This window comes from Cohnella sp. GCM10020058 (assembly GCF_042683485.1).
Classification (GTDB): Bacteria; Bacillota; Bacilli; order Paenibacillales; family Paenibacillaceae; genus Cohnella.
The window spans coordinates 80,587-100,971 of the sequence record NZ_JBHUJV010000015.1 but is presented as its reverse complement, the minus strand read 5'-3'; the positions used below and the strand labels follow the sequence as shown (position 1 = coordinate 100,971).

The following is a 20,385-nucleotide window of genomic DNA, read 5'->3' as shown; positions in this document are numbered from 1 at the left end:
CTTTGGAAACTGCAAAATCCCGTTTTCTGTGCAGTATGGCGGCTTTATCTGCAGACACACAAAAGACGCCGGGCCATCTGCCCGACGTCTTCCTCGCCATTTTTAGTTCTGCTCGGTATAGGCTTTGAAATTGTCCATAATCGCTTGCCAGCCTGCTTGCTGCATCTCAACGGAGTTGGTGCTTTCCGCGTCGAACGTTTCAACGACCTTCGTGGCATCGCCTTGATCGACGAACGTAATATCCACGCGTCTCCCGTCTCCGATCGTGTAGGAGATCGCCTCATGCAGATTCACGACATCGTAGACGCCGCCAAAATCAAAGCCCATGCTGCCGTCTCTCGCTTCCATCCGCGTCGTAAACTTGCCGCCGACCCGCAGATCGTTTTCGGCTCTCGGCGCATGCCAGTCGGCGGACGCTTGGTTCCACTTGGTGAGGTGCTCCGGCTCGGACCAATAGCGCCATACCTTCTCGACAGGGGCTTGAATGACGGCTTGTACGGTTACTTTCGTCGGTTGGTTCGTTTCCATATGAATGGACACCTCTCTCATGATATTCGTCGTTTGGTTGTTCTCAAATATATAGACGTAAGCCAAATACGAAATTCATCGGTCGAGTCGCTCAGGCAGCCCAAATCTCGCAAATAATTCGGCGTTGATGAAATTTTGAACGTGCAGGATCTGATCCTCTCTGGTCTCGATGACGTGGATGCCCCAGGGCACCAGGCTGGCGTCCTCCTTGCCCGGCATATACTGGGCCAACGCCGGATAACCGCCATTCACCGTAACGGGCACAAATCGCGAGCCCTCGCAATGCCAACGCGTAAGCGAATAAAAGGCGGACAAATCGTCCTTGCCGCGGATCCACATCTCGAACGGCGGCATCGACATGCAGCCTTCCTCGTGGAACAACGCGACGAGCGCGTTGATATCGAATTGCTCGAAAGCCTCTACATACCGGGACAGCAGCTCCTGCTCCGGCTGAACGTTCATGCTGCTGAGCTCATCGGAACGAAGCTGCGCCTTGTCCATCGTCTCGCGTGCTCTCTGCAGGGCGCTGTTCACCGCAGCGGGCGACATCGCGAGCGTCTCCGCGATCTGCTTGGACGACCATTCAAATACATCCTTCAAAATGAGAACCGCACGCTGCCGCGGAGGCAAGGTCTGCAGGAGCGCGATGAAGCACAGCTGAAGCGTATCTCTGCACACGAGCCGATCCTCCGGATTGCCCCCAAAGTCGGGAGACGGCCAGATCCAGGCGGAGTCCGGATGCGTCTCGCGTGGCTCGACGATCGCGACGGCCGGATCGAACAAGTCAACGGGAAGCGCGCGGCGCTTGGATTGCCTCAGCTTGTCCAGGCACAGGTTGGATGCGATCCGGTAGACCCAGGTTTTGAACGAAGCTTCCTGTCTGAACGTGCTCCCGCTCTGCCAGACCCGAATACTCGTCTCCTGAACGGCATCGTCCGCATCGTCCATCGAGCCCAGCATCCGGTAACAGAACGACGTTAAGCCCGGCTTCAAGCTTGCAAATAAAGGTTCGTCAAATGCGGTCTCGTTCATCGTCTGGTTCATCGCGGCCTCCCTTAACGATCTCCCCGAAGGGCTACCTTCAGTATAATTCAAGGGGGCGGAGAGGCTCAATTGAATTCATTGGCGGGGGCTTGAAGCCTTTTTCGAGCACCATTATTGAGGCAGCCGCTTATTGTGCTCCACCTTCTTTATATTCAATTTAGCAGTAGCTCCCATGATATAATGTTTCTAACAATACGGATCTGGTTTACAACCCTTTTTCTTTAAAATAATTTGATAATCTGCCTATTTGTACTTCTAGTTTCTCTGGTTCATCTGACAAATCACCTATAAGTCGGATTTCTCCTTTTTTACTAATTGCGTAAGCCCAGCCCCACGTAAGCTCTCGCTCAGGTGGACCTTGGATCTGCTTATTTCGGAAGAAAATCCAGCAATATTCCGATTCCTTGTACGGATCACGTAATACAGGAATATTTGAGCTGTCCATAAACTCCGACAATTTCCTCAGTGCTACCACTTCCACTGCCTCTCTAGCTTGATGAAATGTGATTGTTCCTATATATTCGCTCATTTCATAGCAACCCCAATATCAATACGGAATTTGAGTTAAGCTCTACTATTTGCCCAATTGTGAGTAATTCTCGGGATATTTATCTTCAAATCATATCGGTTGACTCAAGTTATATGTCATTTTTGGTCTATAGTATCATGGGAAAAGGAGATAGAGGCCTCATGAATAGACTCAGTCCTCTGCTTCCGAAGGGACATCAGCCATCAGCGCCGCAGCCAACCGCGCGCCATCCTTCACGCCCTCCATATACAGACGCTCATTCTCCAGCGCTCGCCTGTACAGATGCCTGTCTTCCCAAGCCATGTACTTGGTAAACTGTATCGCATCCATACCGCCGTACAACGACGCGAATGCCTCCTGCTCCTCAGCGCGTGCTTGCCGTAGCTCCATTCCTACATCGCTGTGAGAAATAATCTCGTCGAGCCGCTGCTGCATGGCATTCCGAAACCAGTCCGGCACTTCCATCCGCCTCCCCCTTCCTTGCATCCATTATGGACTCAGCCGCTTATTGCGTTCTGCCTTCTTCTTATGTAATTGAACGATCAGCTCGTCCACCTTCCGACTCTGCGCCTGCACCGCTTCATTCATGTACAACGGTATCCCCTGCTCCAACGATCGGCGCCCCAGCTCGTTTAACTTTCGCTTTTCCTCCTCATACTGATGGAGTAGATGAAGCATGGGTTGGCCCTCCCTCATGTTTGCATGGAAAATAACCCTTATATGAATTATAGTTCGCCAATTATACTTTGTCATTAAAATTTCCGGAATTGTCTACGATGGAAGAAATGCAGGCAAGAAGGGATTGGAAGGTTATGAAACTCATCGAGGCTAGAAATCAAAAGGGCTTCACTCAAGAACAAGTAAGCCGCGCCATAAATGTGTCCCTGAAGCACTATCAGAATATTGAGCATGGCCTCAGTGCGCCGACCGTCAATATTGCACTGCATATTTGCGAAATTTTAGACGTGGATCCGCGTGAGATTGATGAGTGGAAAGATCGGCGAAAAGTAGAGGACATATAAAGACGCAGGCGGTCGTTATGCAACCTATCAGATGAGTGCGGCTTAATACATATCGTCTTATCAAAATACTTCAAAATATAGGTAATCACTTTCGCAATTACTACAAATAAATTACTTCATCTTGACCTGCAACCTATTTACGTGAAGAAGCAATGTTAATTTCCATACACTGTTCCACGCGCTTGTGAAAAAGAGCCAAGGGTTTAAATCCTCCTTGGCTCTTTTCTAACACTATTATTTACCTAAAAGACTGACAAATTTACTCAGTTCCTCTTTGGCTTCATCGGTAGTTCCGTTCAACTCGTTCAGAAGCTCACACAATTTGTCATATGAATTCGTAATATCTGCTTTTACTTCTGTCAACTCTTGAGCCACTTGTGAAAGTGAAATAACTTCTTCTTCTTCAACCGTATCGACATAACGTGGAATGTTCAAATTGTAATCATTTTCTTTGATTTCATCCAAAGATGCCACATGAGAATATTTCTCAACGCCTTTACGGCTTCTGTAAATTTCGATAATTTTGTCGATGTTTTCAGGAGAGAGTTTATTTTGGTTCTTTCCTTTTTCAAACTCATTTGAAGCATCAATAAACAAAATATCTTTATTTTTCCGAGCTTCACGACCTTTGAACACCAGTACACATGTGGGGATACTTGTTCCATAGAACAAGTTAGCTGGTAATCCAATAACAGCATCTAACAGATTGTTGTCGATGATATTTTTGCGGATTTTACCTTCAGAAGCACCACGGAAGAGCACCCCATGTGGTAACACGATAGCCATTGTTCCCGCTTTATCTAAATGGTACAGTCCATGAAGAACAAAGGCATAATCTGCCTTTGATGCAGGTGCTACACCATAACCCTTGAAACGTGTATCTTTTTCTCGATCAATGTCTTTTGTATCCCAATTCTGAGAATATGGGGGGTTTGATACGACCGCATCGAACTTCAAAGGAATTTGTGTGCCATCCTTTTCTGCAAATGGCCAGTCAGCATCAAGTGTGTCTGCGCGTTTCAACTCCATATTGCGATAACTTACTCCATGCATCATCAAGTTCATACGAGCCAAGTTATAAGTCGTCGTATTCAATTCTTGACCGTAAAACTCAACGCTTCCTTTTTCATTACCATTTGGCAATTCTTTTTGAACTGTCAAAAGAAGTGAACCCGATCCCATTGTAGGATCATATACACGGAATTGATCTTCAATACCAGATGCATCAATCGTAACAAGTTTTGCTAAAATTTTACTAACTTCATGTGGTGTATAGAATTCTCCACCTTTTTTACCAGCATTGGCAGCAAATTGCCCAATCAAATACTCATAAACGTCACCCAAAATGTCACGGCCAGAATTGTCTTTGAAAGAAAACTCGTTAATCATCAAAACGATATCATTCAAAGCCTTTGCACGTTCGTTTGTACTTGAACCTAGACGTGTGTCTCCAAGGTTAACATCAGAGAATACGTTAGCAAAGTCAGCTTCTGACATCGCGTTACGTTTGGCATTTGTATTGAATGAGTCAAACATATCTTGGAAATCACTAGCTTTGATTTTGTGATTTTCAATTTTTGATACGATTTTGTCCCAGGTGTAGGCTGGGTCAATCGCATATCCAATACCTTTACTGATTTCTTCAAGGTAATCTTCTTTTTCAATGTCATCTGTCACTTCGTAGAACTCTTCCAAGTCATTGACTTTCAAGTATTCATCTTGATTTTCTGATAAGTAGCGATAGAACATAAATGGCAAAATATAATTTTTGTACTCACTTGCATCCATAGTCCCACGCAGTTTATTAGCCATTCCCCATAGCTTTGATGTAATAGCTGTTGCATTACTCACTTGTGCTAATCTCCTTTTCTTATATAAACATTTGATGAAGCAGTGATTTCTTCAAATTTTTAAGCGAATCTAACTCACGTTGATGAAGGGTGATAAAGTTGTCGAGATGACTGAAAATTGCACTAACTTTACGTTGCTCTTCTAAAGAAGGTAGAACCACTTCAAATTCAGTTAGCATTGGCAATCTTAATGAATCCACAGTGGCCTTAACTGTAAATTTTAGCGCGTGCCGTTTAAAATTCCTTTGCATGTAATACAGAATGTATTTTCCATCAGTTACCGAATCAGTGAAATTGCTTATTTTATAGACTCGTTGATGATAATCAAATTTTCCATTTATGTAATGATAAATCTCACCAAGTCGTCCTTCTCCGGGAATTAATATAGCTTCTCCGTCAAAAATCCAACGATTACTTCGCTCAATATTTTCAGAGCGAACAAAAAACGGGTATTCTCCATCTCCAACTGCATCTTGCAAATCACTCGAACCAGTCTTAATTTGAGTAATTTCCCCTAACTTACGCTGTTCCCAAGCATCTGTAAATCCTACTAAACGAATTTCAGGAACATTGGCTCCATCTTTCGGAAACATTTTTTGAAGTAGACTCTTTTTCGTCCTCTTCAGCAGTTCCAACTTACGCTGATGAAGGGTGATAGTATGGTCAAGTTGTTTGAAGAACTCCCCAATTTGACCTTGTTCTTTTTTAGAATTGGGAATCCATAAACCACATTCTCCTATATCCCCAAGATTAATTTTTTTTGGAAATGCGGTATGAATAATTCTCATGTGTAATTCATTTTTAAAAGGCGGGGAATTAATGTACTTTTCTAGAAATAATGGCACAATAGATTTAGGACGTAGCAGTGCTAAACTTACGTAGTAAGCTAATGGCTCATCTTGTTCTACTAATGCGGTATCACCAATAACCCCCGCTGTAATTCGGGTCATAAAAATGTCATTAATCTGAGGCTTTATCTTAAATTGCTTTTCATAATCATTTTCACTAATGTATTTGTCAGTTTCCCAAATATTTTTGATGTTTTCAACACTAATAAATTTTACACCTTCATGTGTGTACTTAGGTGTTTGATGTGTTCCATCATAATAATCTGCTACATCAGATAACTTAAACTGTTCCCAAGCATCTTCAAATCCTGCGAATCTGATTTGAGGTGATTTTGTTATTTTATTGCTCATTTCTGTTCTCCTTTTTGCAATCTGCTTAATTTTATCACTTTGACTATTCTCCCTTCTTAATTTTGTCAGCCATTTCGTAAAATGCCTTACGGAATTCAATGCGATATCGTACCCAGGTCAATTTTGCAATCTTTTCAACTGCAATTTCTTTATAATCAGCTCTTGCGTCATTCATGATTGCTGTTAACTCACCTTGTTTATCCATATCCTCCTGTCCTAATCGGTGTTTCTTAATCAAGCTTTCAAGCTCCTTAGGTTTTGTGCTGTTATCAAGTCCCCAAGTGCGGATGAAGTTCGTTACAAGTTGGATATTAGTATCCTTTTGTGCTTTATCCATAGCTTGGTTCATTTTGTCAACACTTCGAGGTGCTGGATAACTATCAAATTCAAACTCTTTCGAGAAAATCTTAGATACGAAGTTACGCATCTTAGATTTTTCTTTTTCATTGTCAGACTTGGCGATTTCAAGATGGATATCATCACGTGTACTTTCCGCTTTCGACATTTCGTTCGCGTGAACTTCGTCAGCCATCCGGGCGATCAAATCAATCAAATAATCATAGTTGATGGTAACATCGTGAATATGAACCATAGAGAGATTGACTTGCGAAATATCAATGTTTTCTCGCTTAGCACGTCGTTCTTTCAACTCACCGGCGATTACAGTTGTTAAAATTACTTCCTGCTCCTCAGTAATACCTAAACGTTCATAGAACTCTTCAGGATTATCATAGGCCGAAATAGGATTTTTGTCATCGTCTTCGGAATATTGTTTCAACTGACTTAATAAGCGATTATACTCTTTCAGATTCTCAAAGACTTCATCCTGTGCTTTTTCACTTGGTGGCAATTGTATAAAATCGTCTGTGAGCGTTGAAAGCTTCTTGATGACTTCTTGCATTTCAGCTTGGACCTTGCTAAATGGTTTGGAAGTGATACCTGACTCTTCGTTGCCTTTCTTCAATTCTTCAAGTGAAAGCTGCTCGTCGGCAGATGCACGATTTGAATAAATAGCAAAAGCCTTATTCATTTCATACTCGTTTTGCTCCGGCCAACGATAGTTCACGACATTTCCCCAAGGCTTATCGACAAGGTTATGCATTCGATTTGTACGTGAGTATGCCTGAATCAAGTTCCCACCCTTAAGTGTTCGGTCAATATAGAGAGTATTCATCTCAGGAGCATCAAAACCGGTCAAAAGTTGATCCACAACGATTACCAAATCTAAATAGTTACCATCATCAGCTGTTTTGTTAAGCCGCCGTGCTAAGTCTTCTGTGTAGTTTTTAACTGTCGTCATATCAAAGGCTGTGCCAAACATTGCGTTATAGGCTTTGATGGCTCTGTGCAAGTTCTCGTTCGATTTCAGTTGATGAATGCTATTGGATGTATCTGCCGAGAAACTCACCGCAACTTTTAGTCGTTTATCTGCTGGACGATTCGCATTCTCTTCCGCAAACTTATCGAAGTATTCCATCGCTCTTGGTGTACTTGCTTTATTACCACCAACGTGGACTGTAAACAAGGCATTATACTTACGATCATTTGAACGTTTCTTCCAGTTATCGAATATGTCCTTTACTACTAAGTTCACATGTTCTGGACTATAGTCGTAAACACTACCACGAACATTATCATCGATATCATCTTCGGTGGGATCTTCGGGAGCCTTGATCGTTTCCTTGAATTCAACGTTAAACCCTAAGACGTTTTTATCCGCAATCGCTTCTTTAATGGTGTAAGCATGTAGAATGTCACCAAAGATTTCTCGTGTTTCGGGGAATTTTGGTGTCCCAGTATAACCAACCCAAGCAGAATTAGGAATTGCTTTTCGGATTGTTTCAAGCATACCTTCATTTTCAGTACCGTCACCCGTTGAACGGTGGGCTTCATCAACGATAAAAAGAATATTTTCATTAAGTGGCTTGAAGCTGTCCCATGTTACATAACGCGACATCTTTTGGATACTTGTCACAATAATGTTCTTATCGCTTTTCTTCGTTAGTTTGCGATGAAGGTCTGAGATATTGGCTGTGTCGCCCACCACACCAGTTTTCCCTTCAAAACCAGCAACAGGATCATAGGCTTTATAGGCATCAGCTGTTTGGTTGGTGAGCGCGATTCGGTCAACCAAGAAGACAACTTTATCTACATTAGAAAGACGGCTTGCAAGCCACGCTGTCTTAAAACTTGTGATTGTTTTACCTGAGCCTGTTGTGTGCCAAATGTATCCTAATTTACCATCATCATATTTGAAATCAAACTTTCTAACTTTATCAAGCACACGCTTTGTGGCATAGACTTGATAAGGACGCATGACTTTGATACTTTCTTTGTTTTTTGTACCATCAAGTACCATGTAGCGTGTTGCCAAATCATGAGACATTGGAATGGATAACACTTTATCAGCAAACGTCTTCCATGAACGAATGGGACGAGCATCATCTTCGTTTTGCCAGTTGAACGCAAAAGCTCGGTTAAAGCTTTGGAGCGGAGTATTTGCCATGTAACGAATATCAAACTGCGTCATCGCAATTAGAATCTGCAAGGTTGAAAAGATACCACTGTATTGTTTTTCAGCAATATACTGTTCAATCTGGTTCAAGGATTCTGTAGTGCTGTGAAGTGCTTTCTTTAATTCGATTTGAATAATTGGCAAACCATTAATAAGCAACGTCACATCAAATCGACGGTTTAGCTTACCGTCAATTACTTTTGGACGTTTAATTTGATTTACCACTTGATAAACAGTGTTTCCGCCGCCTACTTGGGCTTGGTCGAATACTGTCAAAAACACATGCTTACCATTGTCAAGGTCAACTTCAATTTCCGAGACACCATTTACACCATACAAAAATTGTCCAGCTTGGTAAGGTGATTCAATGCTAGTGATGATTTTCTTCACCTGGTTAAATTCAGTAACCGACATTGGTTCATCTAAACGAGCACGATTGTTTTGTTCTAGGATCATTTTAAAATTATCCCAGAGTTGTTCGGTTGTTTTGATGTCTTTTTTGTATTCCCATTGTTTTACGCCACCGATTTTAGTCAAATAATCGATGACTTCATTTTCGAACGCCAGCTCCGATTGACTTTTCATTTGATTATTTCCCCTCTAAGGTTTCTTCTATGATTGAGCTCGTAAACTGCCCAATCAAGTCTGCGTATTTGCTTAATTTACTTTGTAGCTTCAGAGTTTCTATGTAAATAGCACCTATTATCTGCTGTTTTTCTAGTGGAACAACAGGAATAATAATCTCCTCAAGCGAACGAAGTGGAATTCTTAGAACAGGACCACTCCCTTGCAACTCCCTTTCCTTTTGCCGCCTCACATCTTTGTATGCATTAAACAAGAAAAGAAAATATCTCTTATCAAGTTGTTCGCTATGAAACTCTATTTTTGTGAAATTGAGCGATAAAACTTTACCCACATTACTTTTACCGACCATTGTGGCAAGCTGTAATGAGTTGCTGATAACAACATCACCTTCATTTAACGAGGTGTTATTTTGAGATAAAAAATTTTCTGCATCTTTAACAAATACGTCCTCATGATTAGAATCAGCTTCAAAAGATGACCGGTCATAATAATTGAACGATTGGATTCCAAACTGTGTATGCGCCCGTGTTGGATTTATACCTGGAACGAATTTTACGAATTCCTTTAATCCTCTTCTCTCCAATCAAACCACCTCTAAACTTCGAATGTAATTTTTTGAAATATTTATATATTACATATTGAACCACCCCTGCGCTACTTTGTCAAGCGATTATTTGAAATATTCTTATATTTCATATTGCATTTGATAAAATCCTACATAACTAATCCACAAGCCAAGTTTTAATTTCACTCTTCCGCAAAAAGATTCTCCTTCCGTCAAGTTGCTAAACCATCTCTGTATTTCCACAGACGGCCTCAATAACAAAAAACACACCCATCACGTTAGTTGGTAAACGATATTAATATAGGAAGAGAAGATAGAGGAAGTAAGATATTAAATGAGGATCGATTGCATTTGGAGACTTGTTCCTTTTTTATTGCTCAGAACAATCCATGAACTTTTTTCCCGGTCACTGTTGAGCCATTCTACCTAATACGTTAATATCATAGGATAGGATAATGTTACCATATTATGCAGGAGGACTTATGTTCATCTCATATGATAAAGAAGCTGAGTTAAAAGAGAATTTCAATCAGTTCATCGCTACTAAAGTCACTGGGGTAAACGAGGATTATTATTCGCGCCTATCGATCGAAGACTTCGAAGAGATCAAGACAACTCTGAAGGACATACATAACATTATCACTTACAAGACGACTGTCCGCTTCATCGACTGGTTGAGTGAACACTTTCCTTATGTGAGTAATAATTATCAGACCTATCTGGATCAGGTACTGGGTACGAAGCCAAGTGACAACGGATATGATCTCGTTATCACTGGCGAAGTAAACATCTTTGCAGAAATTAAGTGCAATAAGCCGATAAACAATGGCTATAAGTTTGGTTCTGCTCAGAGAAACGGTATCGTTAAAGATATCCGGGGGTTACTTGAAGGAAAGTCTAAGGTTAAATCAGTGGACTCCAGTGAAGCTTATAAATTCCTCGTTATTTATGACTTTGGAGACTATACCATAAAGGCCACTCAGCACCTTATCAAAAATATACATGCTGATCTAAGGGATAAGGTCGAAATCTTTGAGAACAATCTCCTGCTTGCTTTGGATAAGGTTTATATCGTATTCACTAAATGAGGATGTATTGGAATGAAAATATGACCATCGAAACTGTACAGCATTTTGCCCGAAGAACTCTTCTACCACCTGTTCACACGGAGCCTCTTGAGTAAAATGGTTCTTGCTCCAACCGGAGAGCGTGGCGCATTTGTTATCTATCCAGAACAGCATCAGAAATTCAAATTGTACGACATCAGTGCGACGGGAAGACGTTAGCAACAAATGGGATTGTCTCTCGTTCAGCAATGGTCTAGCAGATTTTTTGGCAGAACGTAGGCGCGAACTGGAAGTCAGGAAAGCTCAGTTTGGCTCAAATAAAGCTTCTTTTAGGGAGGATACTATATATGAAGATAAATTTCGATCTTTTAGGTGAGGATAATTCTGCGGATACAGTCTTGAATCCACGAGAAATCTTCAGTGTGTTACCCGAGAAAGACCCTCTCTATAATTATCCAAGGGATGTTCAGACAGAAGTGTGGAACCAGTGGTTTGACGATAGTGTCAGGAACAATGAGTACAATGTTATCAAAATGAACACTGGTAGTGGTAAGACAGTTGTTGGTTTGCTGATTTTGAAAAGTTGCTTAAATGAGGGCAAGGGACCGGCAGTCTATGTTGTGCCTGATCCCTACCTAGTCTCGCAAGTTTTTGCAGAAGCAAAAAGACTGGGCATTGAGGTTACCGATGATCAGGATAGTATTAAATTCAAAAGAAGTCAGGCAATCCTAGTAATCAATGTCTTTAAGCTATTTAATGGCAAGTCATCTTTCGGGGTTAACGAGAGAAAAATCCCTATTGGCAGTATTATTATTGACGATGCTCATGCTTGCTTAGATTCCACTGAGTCCCAGTTCACTATGGAAATTCCCTATTCAACAGAAGTCTATCCTAAGCTATACGGTCTTTTTAAAGGCTCGTTAGCTGAACAATACGATACAGGGATCTTAGAATTGGAAGCTGGGAGTCCTACTGTTAATATGTTAGTTCCATATTGGACATGGCAGGATAATATCAAAGAAACGACTCGGATTTTATTCGAAGCTTTCCAAACATCAGAAGATGCTTATAGAAAAGGAGATTCGGATAAAAGCTACGACTCCCTTCGCTTTTCGTGGCAGTTATTAAAAAACTGTTTACCTCTCTGCAGTTGCGTTTTCGGGAGTGATAAAATAGAAATCTCGCCTAAGTGTATCCCAATTAACTCAATACCGAGTTTTGTGGAGAGCAAGAGAAAAATATTCATGAGTGCAACTTTGGCAGACGATAGTATATTAGTCTCCCACTTTAATATTGATGCGGATAAGGTTAAAGCTGCAATAACCCCGGAATCATCAGATGATATTGGCGACAGGATGATCCTTGTTCCTCAAGAGTTAAACTCCGAAATCAAGGATGAGCATATTAAAGATTTTCTGAGAGAAAAATCTAAAAGGCACAACATTGTTATAATAGTTCCCTCGTATTATCGTTTGAAGTTCTGGGAAGACAGTTGTGATCTGGTCCTAACTTCTTCAAATCTTCAGGAGGGCATCACAAAACTTAAAAACGGACATGTCGGACTTGCTGTAATGATAAATAAGTATGACGGAATCGATTTAGCTCAGAAGGCTTGTGAGATCTTGGTCATAGACGGATTACCCGATGTTCGTAGGAAGATAGACAAGATCGAACAAGGAATACTCTTTGGTACGGATGACACTTTGTCAAAAACCATCCAGCGCATTGAACAAGGCATGGGAAGAGGCATTCGCTCAAAGGATGATTACTGTGTTGTATTCCTCATGGGACGAACCCTTATTGATAATCTTTATGGAGAAGGTGCCATCGATAAGTTTACCCCCGCTACTAAAGCACAAATTCGCCTTTCTGATCAACTTGCAAAACAGGTTAGAGGCGCAAGCATTGAAGATCTAGAAGATGTAATTAACCATAGTTTATATAGAAGCACCTCTTGGATTTCAAGGAGTAAAGGTGCTCTAGTACATCTTAAGTATGATGCGAGCTTTAACGTAAACTCAGTTATAAAGAAGCAACGTGCGGCATTTAATTCATCTTTGATAAGAGATAACATGAAGTCCGTTCAGTTAATCAATGAGTCAGTTAATGAAACCACCGATTTGAAGTTAAAAGGCTACTTGAAGCAACAGCTTGCAGAATACTTATATTTTATTGATCAAGAAGAATCGCATGTGACCTTAAAATCAGCAGTTAAGGATAATCATCTTGTTCTCCATCCAATGGAAGGGATTCAATATGCAAAACTGCAGAAGTTCATTGGCAGCCAAGCAATCCAAGCATCTGGTTTCTTAAGGCAAAAGTTCGACACCCCGAATAAGTTAATTATGGGTGTAAATAAATTACTTGAGCAGTTGATCTTCAAGCCGGATACATCAGCGGTATTTGAACAAGCATGTAAAGAGCTGGCATTCTATCTTGGTTTTTCAGCTCAGAGACCTGAAGCTGAATTTAAGAAGGGCCCAGATGTATTATGGGAGGTTGGAAACCTTGATTATTTTGTTATCGAGTGCAAAAACGGAGCCACTTCTCCAACCATCAGTAAACATGACTGTAACCAGTTGAATGGTTCGTCAGTTTGGTTTGAGGAGAAGTATGATAATTCTTGTAGCTATACACCTATCATGATTCACCCATTTACTACATTTGAATACGCAGCATCACCTAACAGCAATATTCGAATTATGAACAACGAAAAACTTGAGCTACTTAAGTCACGAGTCCTGGGTTATACAAAGGCATTAGCGGCACATGGTTCGTTTGAAGACGCAACTAAAATCGATGAGCTGTTACATGCATATACGCTCAGAGCGGCGACATTTGTCCAAGAATACACCGTCGGATATACTGTAATGAATCGTTAATAAACACCTTGTAATTTACACCAGTTTATAGTATCCTTTATTTGTCCGAAAGCATCGGCAATCCCCTGTTGAGAAGCACTCACAGGGGATTTTCTTTATATGAAGAAACACGCAAGCAATTCTGTAACAACGCAATCAATATATAAGATATACAACGGTAGTATCTCTCAGCGAGGTGCTCAATATGGATAAAATGTATATATATTCGAAAACTGAAGCGGACGGATATAATTCGCGTAATCCTCCCCCAATCGTGCATTCATCTTTTTCCGTGCCGCAAAAAGTCTCGATCTGACCGCGCCCTCTGAGATATCAAGCAGATGAGCAATCTCTGAGATAGATAGCTGATATTTGGCGTGCAGGATTAGAATCTCTCTCGATTTTACAGGCAGCTTAAGTACAACTATCCAAACCTCATTAGCCGCTTCATTAGCCAGATAAGCTTGTTCTGCCGATTGGCTGCTTTCCCTTAAGCTCACGTTCCCTACAAGAAAGGCCTTACGGATAAAGGCGGACTTCCTATAATTGTAGCTGATATTGCGAGTTATTTTGAGAAGCCATGTTTTAATGGACGACTCCTTTCGGAAAGAATCGACATGACGGAAAACCTGCAGAAACACATCCTGTGTAATGTCTTCCTCTAAGTTCTGGTTTTTGACTATGGAATAAGCGTAGTTCCACACCTCTTGACCGTAATCATTCATGAGCGCTTCAAATGTTATTGGATCCAAGTTTGCCATCGTTCTTATGGAGCCTTCCATCAATTCTCACCACCTCAATATATAGACAACTCAAACCGAGTTTTGTTTGAACAAAAAAACCAGCGGCCATTCTTGGACTAAAAGTTAAGTCCTAGACTGCGCTGGTACATTCATTTATTAGACGTGGATGAAGGAATCTCGAAGTCAATATCAAGGCTACTATCCTCAATGATTTTTTGATCGTTTGGAAGCCGCCATTGCCTCTACTCCAGCCATTAGGAGGTCTGTACCAAACTTGAAGTGACGTTCCGTATCGACGCAGGCCGCAATATTCGGGGCTGCTTCTACGAGCCAAGGATATTGTTGCTGTGGCAGTGCTCCATAAAACCCCAACAATTTAGCCCCCACACCTGACGTTCTTCTTCCGCCCCTTGAACGTAACCCTCTTCTGTCGCAACCAGCGACACCACTTGATTCAGCAAATGCTCAAAAATCAAGAATGCTTCTTGGGGTTCGAAACCAGCGTTGCGAAGGATGCCTATTGAAATCTCGAATAGGTTGAGCCTATTCGTTGAAGGCAGAGATCGCCTGGCGAACAAGATTCTGCCCGAGGGATGGTGGAGCAGCACCCGACGCAGAGCGTAAAGTAATCCCCTCACCTGTTCTCGCCAATCGGTCTCTTTTACTGCTGAAGTATCGAAAGAAGCCAGCATAAGTTCGGTCATCGCATCTAACAGATCATCCTTGTTGCGCACATGACGATAGATCGCCATCGGTGTTACGCCCAAATCGTGGGCTAACACCGGAAACTCACCGCTTCGATTCCTTCCATATCCGCAATATTCAATGCCAGCCCAACGATGGGCTCGTTTTGGGCTCTTGTACCTGAACGACGGCTTGGTGGGTACCGACCATCCTGCCGAAAGGGTGGGTTAAATACTCGTCCTCACAGACACTGGATACCGGCTATGGAGCCAGCTTTTGGATTAACTGTGCTGCGAACGGCAAAGCACCGTATGGTCTTCCATGGGGGATGCCCCATGTGCTCGATGATGCATTTTTCGCCATGGGCAACAAGGGCAGCATGTTGTGATCTACCTTCTCAGCATCTCGTCTTGGTACGATTGGGCATGTCAACTCATCCAGATGGTCTTATCGCTGGAGCCGACCGACTAGTTGCCGATGTGATCGCGGCACTTCAACACCATTAAGAGTCTTACTGTCTCCATTTCGCTTCGCCGTCTGATTGTAGCGAACCCACATATGCTCCCTACAAGGGGTCAAAGCAGTGAAATGTCGTAGAAATGAAAAACCGCCCCTTCAGCCATTTGCATGACTTCCAGGACGGCTCTTTCTTCAAACTAATTTCCAGGTACATTAAGGATTAGCAATCATATAGTTATCGATTCCTGCTTTTACCATTTCAGTGTTTGCCGGCGAGAAACCAGCATTAAAGCTTTTCTGTTTGAACCGGAGCGTAGCCGTGGCATCGTTATAACTCACCCAATAGCTGACATTGCGGAATGTTTCAAACCATGGCTGAGTGTAGACACGGACTCTGTACAAATAATTATAAGTCCTGTAATCAAAAGTCCCCGTGAAATAATCACTCCTATACGCGGTTTTGGCAGCGGTGAGTTGGGGGTTGTTAACGAACTTCATTAAAAAGAACCAGAAGGATACGATCGTCAGCACCTTTGTAATTACGAACGTTGCCTTTCTTCTGTCGATTGGCGCTACGCTGCTGTCCTCCCGCTTCATCGTTCTGCAGCGAACAGACTTTTACGGCGTAATACGGCTTAGCATGAGCAACATCGTACTTGGGTTTTTCTTGTACTTCCGGGCGCTGAAGCACTCTCCGGCCTTGTTGATCGCAAGCTTTACCTTCTTCACGCCGTTTGTCACGCTTGTCTTTATCATGATCTTGCTGGGCGAGCGGCTGACGGTTACGGACTATCTGGCGGCCTTGCTGATCATCTTCAGCGTCCCGATTCAGAAGGTCGGGCATTTGATCCATAAAACGACGAGCGGCAATCTTCTCCTCTTTCTCATCAATGCCATAACCATCCTTTCGCCGCATTCGCCATGCAGAAGGAGCATCCGTTCTTTTGAAGCTTGAGGTAAATCATCGCGGCTATCTTGGTCAGACGGACCATGCTGCTTAGCGGACTTCTGTGTAAGCTGATGAGCATCGCAAGCTCAATCTGCAACTTATTTCCAGGGCAACCGTCAAATATCATAAATTCGAACTAAAGGGGTTGCTAAAACCATGGGAGGGCGAGGGCTCATGTCAAAAAAATCGAAGAAGATCGTACTTACTCTCGTCGTGATCCTGCTCGTCTACTTTTTATTTCTTCCTTCCATAACGCCTGAGCTAGCTGTACGAAAGCAACTGTTAATTTCCTTTCACCCCATCAAAGCAGCAACGTCTGAGGTGCGGCAAGGTAGCATAAAAAATGACCCGGAATATGGCACGCTCTATGAAGTAGCGGATCAAGCTATAACGGAACCATTCATCTATGTTAAAAAATCATGGTTAGGTTGGCGTGTAACGTCTGTTGGATCAGGACCGTGAATCGATCTCGACATCCATGAAGAAGCTCCGCCGTCTTATAGGGACTGCGGAGCTTCTCCTCATTGTAGCTCGGTCAAATTGCCACTAGCTTTAATGCACTTGCATGATTCTATTCCCTGCTTCTACTCCCCATTAAGCTCAATCTGCTCCAATATCTCCATACAATCGTCTACCGTCCCCTCATTGGTCATAACCGTGAATATATGCTTGTCCGTTATTAAGTGAGCAACTCTTCTTACTTCTCCGTCTACGTAGATGACTGCATGTCCTTGAATCTCTGTTTGTTCTTTCTTTTCAGTGGCATAGGCATCGCTTGTTAAAAACCATTGAAGCGTCTCCTCTTCCGGGATCGGCTCAGATGCCTGGATAAATAAATACTCCACGCCATCTGATGTTCGATAAGTGGTTCTGAGCGTGAATCCTCTTTCCGTTTTCTCCGCCGATATAGCCGATCCTTCTAAGTAAGAGGTTGCGTCTTCTTCGGATGCGTGTGAGAGCTGAACCGACTTGGGTATGAAATTCTCGTCAGCAGGCACCTCCGATATATCGATGTGACCGAGCGGCAGATCACTAGTGATGTCGGTTGGCTCCGGCACGGCAGGCTCTTGATCCGGCAAGTCCTCCAAGCCTCCAGCTTGTGCTTGTCCGCCCTGTTTCACAATTGGGTCTGGTTGGTGCTCAATCCCCACCGATCGATGCGTAATGAACAGCACCGTCAATACAATGAGCAATGAAGCCAAACTTACATGAACCAACCAGGAACGAATCGGCTTAGACGCTGTCGCTTCGGCACTTTGAGAACGCAGCACTATTTTTTGCAGCAACCGATCATTAAACTTTTTTTGCTTGAAAATATCCGCCTGCAAGTCCTTATACCAATCAGGATCTGAATGATTCATACGCGTAGTCCTCCCCCAATCGTACATTCATTTTTTTCCGTGCCGCAAACAGTCTCGATCTGACCGCTCCCTCCGAAATATCAAGCAGATGAGCGATCTCTTGTATGGATAGCTGATATTTGGCGTGCAGGATTAGGACCTCTCTGGATTTAACAGGCAGCTTCAGGACAGCGATCCACACCTCATTCGTCGCCTCATGATCCAGGTAAGCCTGTTCTGCGGATCGGCTGCTTTCCTTTAAGCTCACGTTTCCGACAAGAAAAACCTTACGGATAAAAGCGGACTTCCGGTAGTTGTAGCTGATATTGCGCGTTATTTTCAGCAGCCAAGTCTTCATGGATGACTCGTTCCGGAAGGATACGACCTGACGGAACACCTGCAGAAACACATCCTGTGTAATGTCCTCCGCCATGCTCTGATTCTTGACAATGGAATAAGCGTAGTTCCAGACCTCTTGACCGTATTCGTGCATCAGCGCTTCAAATGTTATTGGATCTAAGTTTGCCATCGTTCGAATGGAGCCTTCCATCAATTCTCACCACCTCGATATATAGACAACTCAAACCGAGTTTTGTTTGCACAAAAAAACCAGCGGCATGCTTGGACTGGAAGTGAAGTCCCAGGATGCGCTGGTACACTCATCTATCGAACATTAAGGTAGGTCAAGTTTTTTAAGTAGCGACTGACGCTTTGCATCCTTGTAGAACTGATTGCTATTTCCATCATAATAGAAAATGTTCTCCTGCTCTCCAGACTTCTGTGTCAACCGAATGCGGTAGAGGCCCTCTGGCATCAGAAAAGCATCGCATGTAATGTCGTAATTCGTGCCGGCCACAGATGACTTGAACCCAAACCGCTTGGCAAATAGCCCCCTGACCTGCTGGAGATCCCACGCTAAATTCTCGCCCGTTTCCCCATAGAACACGGCCGCTCCGTTCTCCACTTTAGCGTACCATCTTGCTATGACCGTATCGCTGCTTCTTGGCATCTCAATGACGTATTCGTTCCATCCATTCTTGTTCTTTTCTGAGAACGATAAGACGTAATACAGATACAGATCGTCGGGGTTGCTAGGCGCTGTTGATGAAACTGGCGAACGCCAGTAGAAATATCCCGTCTTCTTGTTTTTTTTAATCCACCGGGCGTTCGTTGCCGCATCGATCAAGTTGTATTCTTTGCGAAGCTGCTCCAAATTCTGATCCTGCCCATCATAGGACAGTCGCACCAGCTTCCGCTCATGCGTTTTAACCGCGATCTGATGATGCGGCGTGCGGATCTCAAAGTCCCAATACCCGTTAGCCTTTAACATGGCTTCTGTCGTCCCATTCAGATAATCATTGATGACTTCAGTTAGATTCCAATCATACCACATATAAAAGACGGGATATTCTTTCGTTGGAAATACAATTTTTGAAAGACCTCTGTCGATGAAGTATGGCTTGATCGGGTGATCCCAATGGTCTATATCGGAAATGATAACCGGGGAGGCTGTGCTATTCTTTGGCTCTTGTTGGCCAGTCGATGGCGTTTGACGCGAATGTTGGACCGGCTTAGCAGCATGACTTGCCGTATTCGGACCGTTAGCCTGCGCCGAGCCGGATGGCTCCGATTCACCGCAGGCCGTGGTCGCTTGCAGAATGAGGAACAAAACGATTCCATATACGGACAACGCGTACTTCATGAGACCCCTCACCTATGATCAAATTAATCGGATGATCCGTTCCAATCCTTGATTTCAATCCAAGGACTGTTCCTATTTTCTCTCTCGAAGGCCGTTCCGAACGCGCCTTTGAGCGGCGTTATCAGGCTAGGATCCTTATCGAGTAATGCGTAGAGGTTTACGACGCTAATGTTTGAAGCTTGGCTGCTATACGCATCGCTCTCGGTTCCTTCGAATAACCTCCACCCGCTGTCGTCCTCCCGGTCCGGCGTTTCACGGTAGAGCCACCGCACGCAGCCGCCTTCTTCCAGGCATTTATTGGAGACTAGCGCCATTTGTTCGCCGATATCCAACCACCTAGGATCGTCTTTGGGGATTAAAATTCTGGCAATATGCCTGGGCTCGAATTCAAGGATATCGCCAATCTGCAAGGATTTAATGGATACGGGCTGATTGGTTAGAATCCCGGTGTACGTCTGACTCCATCGCTTCTTCCCGGTCACTTCCACCCACATTCTTTCCGCGCGAGGACCGTCCTCGGCTGACTGCTCGAGTAAAAAGTGCAATCTGACCAGGTCGCCTTTCTTTTGCTTTTGCCGCTCTTTAAGACTTGGGATAAAGAAGGTATTCGGGTTTCGCAGACTCGCTCGTTCTACATCCTCTAGGCGCCATTCCAAGCGAACAATCCCCTTTCAGCCCGGGCATGAACAATACCCGCTCCGCATCATACGTTGGCGTAATGATGTGTCTCTATACATTCAACT

At 43.3% G+C, this 20,385-nt stretch carries 19 protein-coding genes and 1 pseudogene; 5 read left to right on the top strand and 15 right to left on the bottom strand.

Annotated features, from left to right (window positions below; translation table 11 throughout):
- Positions 1-102 precede the first annotated feature (102 nt).
- The 5 genes from ACFSR7_RS25375 to ACFSR7_RS25355 form a co-directional block, all read right to left on the bottom strand.
- On the bottom strand, positions 103-528 hold the full coding sequence (locus tag ACFSR7_RS25375) for an SRPBCC family protein (protein ID WP_378166437.1): 426 nt from the start codon (positions 526-528) through the stop codon (positions 103-105).
- A 75-nt stretch (positions 529-603) separates the two neighbouring features.
- Positions 604-1,572: a sigma-70 family RNA polymerase sigma factor gene (locus ACFSR7_RS25370; protein WP_378166435.1), complete on the bottom strand. Its 969-nt coding sequence runs from the start codon at positions 1,570-1,572 to the stop codon at positions 604-606.
- 205 nt (positions 1,573-1,777) lie between these two features.
- A complete protein-coding gene (locus ACFSR7_RS25365) occupies positions 1,778-2,101 on the bottom strand; it encodes a hypothetical protein (protein ID WP_378166433.1) in 324 nt (107 codons plus the stop codon).
- A gap of 171 nt (positions 2,102-2,272) precedes the next feature.
- Positions 2,273-2,560: a hypothetical protein gene (locus tag ACFSR7_RS25360; protein WP_378166431.1), complete on the bottom strand. Its 288-nt coding sequence runs from the start codon at positions 2,558-2,560 to the stop codon at positions 2,273-2,275.
- Between the two features lie 30 nt (positions 2,561-2,590).
- Positions 2,591-2,779, bottom strand: coding sequence for an aspartyl-phosphate phosphatase Spo0E family protein (locus ACFSR7_RS25355; protein WP_378166429.1), 189 nt, complete (start codon positions 2,777-2,779; stop codon positions 2,591-2,593).
- A 98-nt stretch (positions 2,780-2,877) separates the two neighbouring features.
- On the opposite strand from ACFSR7_RS25355, the gene ACFSR7_RS25350 reads away from it, so the two are divergent.
- On the top strand, positions 2,878-3,123 hold the full coding sequence (locus ACFSR7_RS25350) for a helix-turn-helix domain-containing protein (protein WP_378166427.1): 246 nt from the start codon (positions 2,878-2,880) through the stop codon (positions 3,121-3,123).
- A 234-nt stretch (positions 3,124-3,357) separates the two neighbouring features.
- Here the strand turns inward: ACFSR7_RS25350 and ACFSR7_RS25345 are convergent, their stop codons facing one another.
- The 4 genes from ACFSR7_RS25345 to ACFSR7_RS25330 are packed head-to-tail and all read right to left on the bottom strand — an operon-like array spanning position 3,358 to position 9,855.
- Entirely contained in the window at positions 3,358-4,974 is a 1,617-nt protein-coding gene (locus ACFSR7_RS25345; RefSeq protein ID WP_378166426.1) for a type I restriction-modification system subunit M, read from the bottom strand.
- Between the two features lie 19 nt (positions 4,975-4,993).
- A complete protein-coding gene (locus tag ACFSR7_RS25340) occupies positions 4,994-6,172 on the bottom strand; it encodes a restriction endonuclease subunit S (RefSeq protein ID WP_378166424.1) in 1,179 nt (392 codons plus the stop codon).
- A gap of 43 nt (positions 6,173-6,215) precedes the next feature.
- A complete protein-coding gene (locus ACFSR7_RS25335) occupies positions 6,216-9,272 on the bottom strand; it encodes a type I restriction endonuclease subunit R (RefSeq protein ID WP_378166422.1) in 3,057 nt (1,018 codons plus the stop codon).
- Positions 9,273-9,276: 4 nt separating this feature from the next.
- Positions 9,277-9,855, bottom strand: a complete 579-nt coding sequence (locus ACFSR7_RS25330; RefSeq protein ID WP_378166420.1) for a restriction endonuclease subunit S — start codon at positions 9,853-9,855, stop codon at positions 9,277-9,279.
- Between the two features lie 464 nt (positions 9,856-10,319).
- Between ACFSR7_RS25330 and ACFSR7_RS25325 the strand changes: the two genes are divergently transcribed.
- Positions 10,320-10,925 (top strand): hypothetical protein, encoded by a 606-nt coding sequence (locus ACFSR7_RS25325; protein ID WP_378166418.1) that lies wholly within the window; start codon positions 10,320-10,322, stop codon positions 10,923-10,925.
- A gap of 326 nt (positions 10,926-11,251) precedes the next feature.
- Positions 11,252-13,786, top strand: coding sequence for a DEAD/DEAH box helicase family protein (locus tag ACFSR7_RS25320; protein WP_378166417.1), 2,535 nt, complete (start codon positions 11,252-11,254; stop codon positions 13,784-13,786).
- A gap of 179 nt (positions 13,787-13,965) precedes the next feature.
- Here ACFSR7_RS25320 and ACFSR7_RS25315 read toward each other — a convergent pair whose 3' ends face one another.
- On the bottom strand, positions 13,966-14,547 hold the full coding sequence (locus tag ACFSR7_RS25315; RefSeq protein WP_378166415.1) for an RNA polymerase sigma factor: 582 nt from the start codon (positions 14,545-14,547) through the stop codon (positions 13,966-13,968).
- Between the two features lie 284 nt (positions 14,548-14,831).
- Positions 14,832-15,260 (bottom strand): TetR/AcrR family transcriptional regulator C-terminal domain-containing protein, encoded by a 429-nt coding sequence (locus tag ACFSR7_RS25310; protein WP_378166414.1) that lies wholly within the window; start codon positions 15,258-15,260, stop codon positions 14,832-14,834.
- A gap of 848 nt (positions 15,261-16,108) precedes the next feature.
- Between ACFSR7_RS25310 and ACFSR7_RS25305 the strand changes: the two are divergent.
- Positions 16,109-16,606 (top strand): annotated as a pseudogene (locus ACFSR7_RS25305) (EamA family transporter); the annotation flags it as partial.
- Positions 16,607-16,774: 168 nt separating this feature from the next.
- Positions 16,775-17,062: a hypothetical protein gene (locus ACFSR7_RS25300; protein ID WP_378166412.1), complete on the top strand. Its 288-nt coding sequence runs from the start codon at positions 16,775-16,777 to the stop codon at positions 17,060-17,062.
- A 122-nt stretch (positions 17,063-17,184) separates the two neighbouring features.
- Here the strand turns inward: ACFSR7_RS25300 and ACFSR7_RS25295 are convergent, their stop codons facing one another.
- The 4 genes from ACFSR7_RS25295 to ACFSR7_RS25280 form a co-directional block, all read right to left on the bottom strand.
- Positions 17,185-17,961: a hypothetical protein gene (locus tag ACFSR7_RS25295; RefSeq protein ID WP_378166411.1), complete on the bottom strand. Its 777-nt coding sequence runs from the start codon at positions 17,959-17,961 to the stop codon at positions 17,185-17,187.
- The gene (locus ACFSR7_RS25290; RefSeq protein ID WP_378166409.1) at positions 17,942-18,490 is read right to left on the bottom strand and encodes an RNA polymerase sigma factor; all 549 of its coding nucleotides are present in this window, start codon (positions 18,488-18,490) and stop codon (positions 17,942-17,944) included. The genes ACFSR7_RS25295 and ACFSR7_RS25290 overlap by 20 nt, the downstream gene beginning before the upstream one ends.
- A gap of 123 nt (positions 18,491-18,613) precedes the next feature.
- Positions 18,614-19,642, bottom strand: a complete 1,029-nt coding sequence (locus ACFSR7_RS25285) for a hypothetical protein (RefSeq protein ID WP_378166408.1) — start codon at positions 19,640-19,642, stop codon at positions 18,614-18,616.
- Positions 19,643-19,665: 23 nt separating this feature from the next.
- A complete protein-coding gene (locus ACFSR7_RS25280) occupies positions 19,666-20,298 on the bottom strand; it encodes an immunity protein Imm33 domain-containing protein (protein WP_378166406.1) in 633 nt (210 codons plus the stop codon).
- Positions 20,299-20,385 lie beyond the last annotated feature (87 nt).

What these genes read in the sequence shown, in the direction of transcription:
- ACFSR7_RS25320 (WP_378166417.1), top strand. Translation starts at nt 11,252, where the DNA reads ATGAAGATAAATTTCGATCTTTTAGGTGAGGATAATTCTGCGGATACA.
- ACFSR7_RS25285 (WP_378166408.1), bottom strand. Translation starts at nt 19,642, where the DNA reads ATGAAGTACGCGTTGTCCGTATATGGAATCGTTTTGTTCCTCATTCTG.
- ACFSR7_RS25355 (WP_378166429.1), bottom strand. Translation starts at nt 2,779, where the DNA reads ATGCTTCATCTACTCCATCAGTATGAGGAGGAAAAGCGAAAGTTAAAC.
- ACFSR7_RS25290 (WP_378166409.1), bottom strand. Translation starts at nt 18,490, where the DNA reads ATGGAAGGCTCCATTCGAACGATGGCAAACTTAGATCCAATAACATTT.
- ACFSR7_RS25335 (WP_378166422.1), bottom strand. Translation starts at nt 9,272, where the DNA reads ATGAAAAGTCAATCGGAGCTGGCGTTCGAAAATGAAGTCATCGATTAT.
- ACFSR7_RS25295 (WP_378166411.1), bottom strand. Translation starts at nt 17,961, where the DNA reads ATGAATCATTCAGATCCTGATTGGTATAAGGACTTGCAGGCGGATATT.
- ACFSR7_RS25365 (WP_378166433.1), bottom strand. Translation starts at nt 2,101, where the DNA reads ATGAGCGAATATATAGGAACAATCACATTTCATCAAGCTAGAGAGGCA.
- ACFSR7_RS25350 (WP_378166427.1), top strand. Translation starts at nt 2,878, where the DNA reads ATGGAAGAAATGCAGGCAAGAAGGGATTGGAAGGTTATGAAACTCATC.
- ACFSR7_RS25300 (WP_378166412.1), top strand. Translation starts at nt 16,775, where the DNA reads ATGTCAAAAAAATCGAAGAAGATCGTACTTACTCTCGTCGTGATCCTG.
- ACFSR7_RS25370 (WP_378166435.1), bottom strand. Translation starts at nt 1,572, where the DNA reads ATGAACCAGACGATGAACGAGACCGCATTTGACGAACCTTTATTTGCA.
- ACFSR7_RS25310 (WP_378166414.1), bottom strand. Translation starts at nt 15,260, where the DNA reads ATGGCGATCTATCGTCATGTGCGCAACAAGGATGATCTGTTAGATGCG.
- ACFSR7_RS25375 (WP_378166437.1), bottom strand. Translation starts at nt 528, where the DNA reads ATGGAAACGAACCAACCGACGAAAGTAACCGTACAAGCCGTCATTCAA.
- ACFSR7_RS25340 (WP_378166424.1), bottom strand. Translation starts at nt 6,172, where the DNA reads ATGAGCAATAAAATAACAAAATCACCTCAAATCAGATTCGCAGGATTT.
- ACFSR7_RS25325 (WP_378166418.1), top strand. Translation starts at nt 10,320, where the DNA reads ATGTTCATCTCATATGATAAAGAAGCTGAGTTAAAAGAGAATTTCAAT.
- ACFSR7_RS25315 (WP_378166415.1), bottom strand. Translation starts at nt 14,547, where the DNA reads ATGGAAGGCTCCATAAGAACGATGGCAAACTTGGATCCAATAACATTT.